General features: G+C 64.2%; 3 protein-coding genes. 1 reads left to right on the forward strand and 2 read right to left on the reverse strand.

The features are described 5' to 3' along the window. Positions 1-135 precede the first annotated feature (135 nt). Complete coding sequence (locus tag BN871_RS25445) at positions 136-828, forward strand: HAD family hydrolase (RefSeq protein ID WP_048749913.1); 693 nt, start codon at positions 136-138, stop codon at positions 826-828. A gap of 318 nt (positions 829-1,146) precedes the next feature. On the opposite strand, the gene BN871_RS25450 is transcribed toward BN871_RS25445, so the two are convergent. Both BN871_RS25450 and BN871_RS30405 read right to left on the reverse strand, forming a co-directional pair. Then, the gene (locus tag BN871_RS25450; protein ID WP_083436661.1) at positions 1,147-2,577 is read right to left on the reverse strand and encodes a YheC/YheD family protein; all 1,431 of its coding nucleotides are present in this window, start codon (positions 2,575-2,577) and stop codon (positions 1,147-1,149) included. Continuing rightward, on the reverse strand, positions 2,534-2,980 hold the full coding sequence (locus BN871_RS30405) for a GNAT family N-acetyltransferase (RefSeq protein ID WP_374725897.1): 447 nt from the start codon (positions 2,978-2,980) through the stop codon (positions 2,534-2,536). Before BN871_RS30405 ends, BN871_RS25450 begins: the two co-directional genes overlap by 44 nt. Positions 2,981-3,008 lie beyond the last annotated feature (28 nt).

Below are 3,008 nucleotides of genomic sequence, written 5' to 3' on the forward strand. Positions count from 1 at the left end.
CGATCCCGATGCGGCCAGCATTCCCAACGTATGGCAAGGGCTGAAGCCGGGAGACATCGACGCTCCAATGGTAGGTTGCCTATTGCGGGTGCTTCCCGTATGATGATGGCAATCAATCAGGCAAAGGGTGGGAGCATGGCGAAGGATATCGGCATCAACAAGCTGTATAGGCCCGAGGCGGTCATTTTCGATATGGACGGCACGCTGTTCCAGACGGAGACGCTGCTGCGGCTCGTGCACGGAAGGCTGTTCGGCACCCTCCGCGACGAAGGCTTGTATACGCAGCCCGAACCGCCCGTCGAGGCGCTGCTCGGCTGTCTGGGCATGCTGCTGGAGGACATCTGGCGCAAGCTGATGCCGGATGCCTCCGAGGCGGCGAGGCGGCGCGCGGATGTGCTGATGCTTCAATACGAGCTGGAAGGCCTGTCGGCCGGAGACGGGCTGTTGTACGAAGGCGTGCCGGAGACGCTGGCGGAGCTGAAGCGGCAGGGCGTGCGGCTGTTCGTCGCCAGCAACGGCCTCCAGGATTATGTGGAGGGAATCGTGCTGCATAAGCGTCTCGGCGGGCTGTTCGACGAACTGTACAGCGCCGGCGGCCGGGGAACGGCTTCCAAGACGGATCTCGTGCGCCTGCTGCTGGAAGAGAACGGCATCGGCAGCGCCTGGATGGTCGGCGACCGCTCCTCCGACGTGCAGGCGGGAGCCGGCAACGGGCTCGCCGTCGTGGGCTGCGCCTACGCAGGCTTCGGCGACAGCGGCGAGCTGGACGGCAGCGACGTGCGCATCACCGGCTTCGCCGAGCTGCTGGAGCTGCTGCCGGAAGCTTGAGCAGCAGCCTGTCGGCGGCATCCCATCGGGATGCCGCTTTTTTGTCTATCGATTCAAGAACGTTCCGAATTGGGCTGCTGCTGTCGGAGCCTGCAATGTCCATCAAGCATGAAGACAAAACAACGCGGCAGGGACAATAAGCGGCACCAAAAAAAAGGAGTCGAGCACGGTTTATCCGTGTCCGATTCCTTTTTTGCACGAGAGGCCTACGACTCGGCCGGACCTTCGGAAGACATGGAGTCCGGATTTTCCGTCTCGGCCGGCGCTCCGGATAGCGGTTCGATTTCCGGCGCTTCGCTTTCCAGCTTCCACCCCTCTTCAAGCTCCGGAATCCGTTGGACGGACCGGACCACCGGCCGGTCGGCGGCCAGAGGCTTGCCGGGCAGGATGGGTCTGCGCTTCAGGAACCCGCCCGGAACCCGGACGCGCGGCTGCATCGTTTTGCCGAATCCTTCTTTTGCCGAAGGCTTCTTCCGGACAGAGAGGCTGCCCGCCTTGCCGCTTTCGACGGGTTCCGTACGGCCTTTCCGCTGGTCTGCCGGACGGCTTCCCTTCGTCCGGCCGCCGCCGTCGCGCTTGCCGGCCTTGCCGGAGCCGACGGGACGGCTGTCCTTGGGTGCGGCTGCCGGTCGTGCGGCCGCCCGACTTGCGCTGCGCCCTGCGGTTGTAGAGGTACAGGGCATATTCAAGGGGCTTGACGATCGCCCGGTCGTAGGTATCGATATCTCCGCTCTGCTTGAACACTTCGCGTGCCGGCTTGGGATTGACCTCCAGCAGCCAGATGCCGCCCTGACGGTCGATCGCCAGGTCGAGGGCGAGCTCGCACAGCCTGCCGTACTGCCGTTCCAGGTATTCGGCCACCTCGATCGAGAACTGCTCGGCCTCCAGCCTGACCTCGGATGCCTGGAGCCCTTCGTCGATCCAGGAATCGAGCAGCTCTTCCATTTTAGCCGCCTTGCCGCCGCCGTGAAGGTTGGAGGTAATGCTGCCGGCCGCTCCGATCCGTCCCGCGCAGCCGGTCGGCTCCCATTCGCCGCGTCCGTTCTTCTGCACGAGCATCCGGTAGTCATGGACGCGCCCGCTCGGAAGCTTCAGCTGGATGCCCTGCTGGACGATATAGCGTCCTCCGCCGAGGCTCCAGGAGCTTAGACGGCTCTGAAGCCCGCCTGCGCCGACTTTCTGGGGCCGGATGATTTTCCGCGACTGGTCGCGTCCCTGGATGGAATACATGCCGCCGGCAAGCCTTTCGATCCGCAGAATGCCGCGTCCGCCTGTGCCGTTGATCGGCTTGAGGAAGACGAGCGGATGCTTTTTCAGCATGTCGGCCAGATCCCGGTGGGAGGCGTACAGCACCGTTTGGGGCTGCTTGTTCTGGAAGCGGGGCTGGGACTGAAGCGTTTTGTAAATCGTCCATTTGTTTCTCAGCGGCCGGTTGAGGAAGCCGAGGTGCCCGTACCGGGAGCGGAATTTCTTCAGCTGCTCGAACCGGGGCGAATTCTGGATGCGGCAGCGGTCGAAGATGAGATGCGGAAAGGAGGACCAGCGCCGCGACCATGCCTTCGACGAAGGATCGTAGTACATGGCGTTGATCCGGTTCCCTTCGTAATCGACATCCGCCGGGGTGAACACCATCACATCCATGCCGAGGCGCTTGCCTGCGACGATCATCCGCTGGTAGATGGGCCTCTCCTCGAGCAGCTTCTGGTCATTGAGGTATAACGTTAAAATGCCGAGTACGGGTCGGGCCACTGTCATCTCTCCTTGGTGCGTCCGGCGGTCGGCTTGTTCCCCCCGGATGTTGGATAAGCGGCGATGCCGGCCGGGAGCCGGCCGTTCCGCTTCGAAGCCGCGGGGAGGCTGAGCTTCCGCGCCGTGCCGCAGACGGAGGATCGGCTGCAAGAGCGGCGGCGGCTTCCGCTGCGGCAGCCGGCGAAGCGCCGCTTTGGAAGATGAGCGTCGCTTTGCCGGTGGGGCCGTCCTGCAGGGAAGTCGCCGCAAAGCCGGCGCGGAAGCACATTTTCATGCTCGCGGTATTGTCCGCGGCAACTCTGCAGGAGAGATGTCCCCATCGCTCCTGCAGCCTCTTCAGGAGCAGGCTGCCGGCTCCGCGCCCGCGCAGGGGAGGAGCAACGGCGACAAGGCAGGCCTCCAGGCCCGCCTCGCGGGCGAAAGCCGCCCCC

The sequence above is a fragment of the Paenibacillus sp. P22 genome, assembly GCF_000469945.2.
Lineage (GTDB): Bacteria > Bacillota > Bacilli > Paenibacillales > Paenibacillaceae > Paenibacillus_O > Paenibacillus_O humicus.